Origin of the sequence: Thermovirga lienii, assembly GCF_036847465.1 — a bacterium.
Classification (GTDB): Bacteria; Synergistota; Synergistia; order Synergistales; family Thermovirgaceae; genus Thermovirga; species Thermovirga lienii.
Map to the genome: position 1 here is coordinate 1 of NZ_DAITZW010000061.1, position 4,550 is coordinate 4,550.

4 protein-coding genes are annotated in these 4,550 nt (G+C 47.2%); 3 read left to right on the forward strand and 1 reads right to left on the reverse strand.

Translation table 11 applies throughout. From position 1 onward, the window contains the following. Nucleotides 1–197 precede the first annotated feature (197 nt). Complete coding sequence (locus V7Z69_RS09485) at nucleotides 198–866, forward strand: FCD domain-containing protein (RefSeq protein WP_014162184.1); 669 nt, start codon at nucleotides 198–200, stop codon at nucleotides 864–866. Between the two features lie 57 nt (nucleotides 867–923). Further along, nucleotides 924–2,576: a Na+/H+ antiporter NhaC family protein gene (locus tag V7Z69_RS09490; protein WP_334139751.1), complete on the forward strand. Its 1,653-nt coding sequence runs from the start codon at nucleotides 924–926 to the stop codon at nucleotides 2,574–2,576. Between the two features lie 24 nt (nucleotides 2,577–2,600). Here the strand turns inward: V7Z69_RS09490 and V7Z69_RS09495 are convergent, their stop codons facing one another. Next, nucleotides 2,601–3,623, reverse strand: a complete 1,023-nt coding sequence (locus tag V7Z69_RS09495; RefSeq protein ID WP_014162186.1) for a potassium channel family protein — start codon at nucleotides 3,621–3,623, stop codon at nucleotides 2,601–2,603. A 68-nt stretch (nucleotides 3,624–3,691) separates the two neighbouring features. On the opposite strand from V7Z69_RS09495, the gene xth reads away from it, so the two are divergent. After that, nucleotides 3,692–4,480, forward strand: a complete 789-nt coding sequence (xth, locus tag V7Z69_RS09500) for an exodeoxyribonuclease III (protein ID WP_334139752.1) — start codon at nucleotides 3,692–3,694, stop codon at nucleotides 4,478–4,480. Nucleotides 4,481–4,550 lie beyond the last annotated feature (70 nt).

Sequence of the window (4,550 nt, forward strand, 5' to 3'; positions counted from 1 at the left end):
CTTTCTTTTTGGGTAAATGGGGACTGCTGCGTTAATGATATATAGTACATAGACATAAAACCCAAGTCAATGCTCCAGATGTTTAATAAAGCAAAGTTTAGAGTAGTGACCCGTTGACAGGTAATCACAAAGATAATAGGATGATTTTGTTTGCCGCTCATCAATGATGATGAGCGATTGGAGAGATGGGGGCTTTTATGAGGGACAGGGAAAAGGATTTTGATCAAGAAAGGATAGTCCTCTCTTTGCTTCACAGATCGCAAGGGCCAGTGGGAGCTGGAACGGTGAAGGAAGAGCTTTTCAGCTTCGGTTATGAGCTCAGCGAGGCCACCGTTGGGCGGTTTTTGCGAGAACTGGACAAAAGGGGCCTCACCTGTCGTGTAGGGTTTCAAGGAAGGTGTCTGACCAAGCTAGGCAGAAAGAGGCTTTTGGAGCTAGAGGAAGCCAGCAGGTTCCATCATTCCTATAGGACGCTTTTAGAAAAAATATCAGAACCAGAAACCTCCCTCAAAGACCTTTTGGAGGCCAGGATAGTCTTAGAGGTTGCCATGGTTCGTATCGCATCTGTTAGGTGTACATCAAAGGATTTGACTCTACTTGCTGAAAAGATAGAACAGATGAAGAAACAAAGGTCCTTGGAGGAAGTAAATGGTCTTATTGATGGTTTTCATAAGATCTTGGCCGAGGCTACCGGAAATTCCGTTCTACAGGCTGTGGCGGAGCTTCTTCAAAGAGACATTCAGATAAAAGGAGACCTGGAGAGAATCATTGAGGCCTACGAGGCCCTATTTGACGCTCTAAAGGCAAAAGATCCCAAAAAGGCAGAAGAGGCCATTTTCGAATGTTTTGCCACGATTGGGTTCTAATGTGGCTGAGTGTAAAGAAATTTGAGAATAAAAACTTGGAGTCGAGGAGGAGAGGAAATGGGAAAGAGAGAACTTTCTAGGCAAGGGGTGTTTTTATTTACGCTTTTGGCGGCAATCTTCCTTCTGTCGGGCGTGGCTTTGGCTTCTGAAGCGAAACAGGTTGATTTTGGGGCGTTGTCCCTTTTGCCGCCTGTGATCGCCATAACCCTGTGTATAGTTACCAGGGAGGTCATACCTTCTCTTTTCATAGGCATATGGGTGGCCGGGACCATGCTTGCAGGATGGAATCCCGTAATGGGCTTTGGAAAGGCCGTGGAGTCTCTATGGAACAACCTGGGGGACCCGTGGTCGGCAAGGATAGTCCTTACAAGCCTCACCATGGGAGGCCTCGTGGGAATAATGAAGATAGGCGGAGGCATCGACGCCATAGTTGGATGGATAACGTCCAAGATCAAAAGCTCAAAGAGCGCCCAAGTTTTCACCATGCTGGCAGGATTCATAATATTTTTCGAAGATTACGTTAACACCTTGGTGGTTGGAACTACCATGACTCCTATTACTGAAAAATATAAGATCTCCAAGGAAAAGCTCTCCTATCTAGTTGACTCCACAGCCGCCCCTGTGGCCTGTATTGCTGGTATATCCTCGTGGATAGCCTACATGGTGGGTCAAATAGGTACCCAGTTCAACGACCTGGGCATAGGGTTTTCCCCGTATCTTGCGTATCTTAAGTCCATCCCCTTTGTTTTGTATAACATATTGGCCTTGGTGTTGATGGCCATGGTGGTCTTCTCCGGTAGGGATTTTGGGCCCATGCTAAAGGCAGAAATAAGGGCAAGAAAGACCGGAAAGGTCCTAAGAGATGGAGCTCAGCCGTTGATAAACCCCAACCAGGTGCAGGAAGGGCCAGATTCGGAAACTCCAAGGAGAGTAATAAATTTCGTGCTGCCTTTGGCCACGTTGGTGGGGCTCATTTTCACCCTGCTTCTTGTAACCGGGGGATGGCCTAGTGTAGGAGTGGCAGAGGCCATAGGTGAAGGAAGCAGCTCCAAGGCCCTTGTATGGGGAGCCTTTGGATCGGTGTTCGTAACCCTTATATTCTACAGACTGCAGGGGATTTCAACGTGGAACAAGCTTTTCAGGGGCTATATGGAAGGAATGAGATCCATATTCTACGGAACGCTGATTTTGATCTTTGCCTGGGGAATAGGTTCTGCAGTGAAGCAGGTTGGAACTGCCAAATTCATAGTTTCTCTCACCCATGACGTTTTAGCCATAGGGTGGGTTCCATTGATAACCTTCGTTACCGGGGCCATCGTTTCTTTCTGCACGGGAACTTCCTATGGAACCATGGCGGTTTTGATGCCCATAGTGTTGCCCCTGGTGCATGCCATCGCATCAAATCAGGGCATAGATCCCATGCCTTACATTATTCCCACCATAGGGGCTGTATTGGCTGGAGCTGTATGGGGTGATCACTGTAGCCCCATTTCCGATACGACTATAATGTCCTCCATGTTTACTGGTTCAGACCACATGGACCACGTAACCACGCAGATTCCCTATGCCCTTTTGGCTGCATTGGGAGCTATTGCCGGGTACGCAGGCTTTGCGTTGGGACTGCCAGCTTTGGTGAATTTGGCCATAGGTATAGGGGTTGTTTTCATCGTATTCAGAGGGATATCCAAGCCTGTAGAGTTGGAAGGCTAAATGATGCTCTTTGAAGGAGGGCCTTTACTGGCCCTCCTCTTTTTTGGGTTTTAGCTTTGCCACGTCGCTTTTCAGCTTTGCCATCATTGCCCTCTCTCCGAAGACTATTAGCTCGTCGTTTTCCTCCAATAATAGATGCCCAGGAGGATTGTAGATAAGCGAACCATCCTGTTTCTTTATGGCTATCACGATGGCGTTGTACTTGGACCGCAAAGGGGCCTCTGCCAGGGTAGTATTTATTAGAGGGTTGTTTTCTTCCAGGCGAATGGAACTGAAATCTATGTCTATTTCCTTGGAGATATTGACCAGTTCCAGAAAGTCAGCGACGGAGGGTTGAACTGAGGACCTTGCTATGGCTGCAGCCCCCGCTATCACTGGGCTTACTACCTTGTCAGCGCCAGCCTTGTAGAGGATCTTGCTTGATTGAGCGTCGCTTGCTCGGGCGATGGCTCGTATCTTGGGGTTGAGGGACTTGGCGGTCAGTATTACGTAGACATTGTCAGAATCGTCGGTAAGTGCGGCTATTATTCCTTTGGCGTTCTCTACGTAAACGCTCTTCAAAGCTTCTTCGTTCCTTGCGTCGCCCTGCTGGGCTATCCAACCTTGCTCCCTTGCCCATGCTACCTTTCGCTCCGCTATCTCTAAAACGATGAACGGCACGCCATCCCTCTGCAGGTGGCGAGCCACTTCTTCACCAATTTTCCCGATGCCACATATTATCCAGTGGTTTTTTATCTTGTCCATTTTTATTTTCCTCCTCCTGCCCATGACAGATAAAAGCCGGTCCAAAACCAAATATCGGGCCGCTTGGGTCAAGGCGTAGCCAGCGGACCCTATACCCACGATGACCAAAATTATCACAAAAATTTTCCCAGCCTCCGTAAGCCCCTCAGGTGCACTGTAGCCTATGGTCGTAAGGGTTATAACTGCATAGAACGCCGAATCTACCCAGTCCAGTCCGACTATGTAATGAAATCCTAAGGCTCCGGCAAAGAAGATGAAAAAGAAAGCCAAAAGCCAATGCCAGCCATGTCTTAAATTATCCAAACAAATCCCCCCAAATCTTAGGGATAAAGTAGAATTATTATAAATGTTCACGAAAAGAGGTGTCCAAGTTGGGAATGAAGAAGATAGCAACATTCAATGTCAACTCGGTTAGAAGCAGGTTGCATATATTGGAAAGATGGTTAAATGATACCAACATAGACATTCTTTGTCTTCAGGAGACCAAAACGGAGGATGCCACCTTTCCTAGCGAATTTTTCCACCAGAAGGGATTCCAAGTTTTTTACTGTGGAGAGAAGGCCTACAACGGTGTGGCCGTAGCGTCCAAGGAAAAGCCTGCTTGGGTCTCCTTCGGATTGGGGGATGGATTGCTTCCCGATGGTCGAACTCGCATGGTTCATTGTCTTTTTGGAGACGACCTGCACTTGATAAACCTCTATGTTCCTCAGGGCAAAGCATTGGATCATCCTGATTACGAAATGAAGCTCAAGTTTTTCGACAGGTTGCTGAAGTATTTGGATAAGAATTTCACTCCCGAAAGCAAGATAATAGTAGTAGGAGATCTTAACGTTGCACCAACGGATATGGATGTAACCAATCCCGACAACAAGAGAAACCACGTTTGCTTTCACGAGGACGTAAAAAAAGCCTTTAACTCGCTCCTGGAGTGGGGTTTTGTGGACGTCTTCAGGAAGCATAGACCAGGGGAAGGGGAGTTTTCCTTTTGGGATTACAGAGTTAAAAACGCCTTTGAAAGGAACATAGGTTGGAGGATAGATCACCTCTTGGCCACTAAGCCATTGGCGGAAAGGTCTAAGGACGCGTACGTAGCCAGAGAACTAAGGTCTTGGGAAAAACCCTCGGACCATGCGCCTGTTGTGGGCAAGTTCGAATTATAAACAAATAAAGAGGAGGTTATTTATCAAGTTGATCCACATATCCACATTTTCGTTGTGGATAAAAATAAAA

Coding starts and splice junctions, on each gene's coding strand:
- V7Z69_RS09485 (WP_014162184.1), top strand. CDS start 198: ATGAGGGACAGGGAAAAGGATTTTGATCAAGAAAGGATAGTCCTCTCT.
- V7Z69_RS09490 (WP_334139751.1), top strand. CDS start 924: ATGGGAAAGAGAGAACTTTCTAGGCAAGGGGTGTTTTTATTTACGCTT.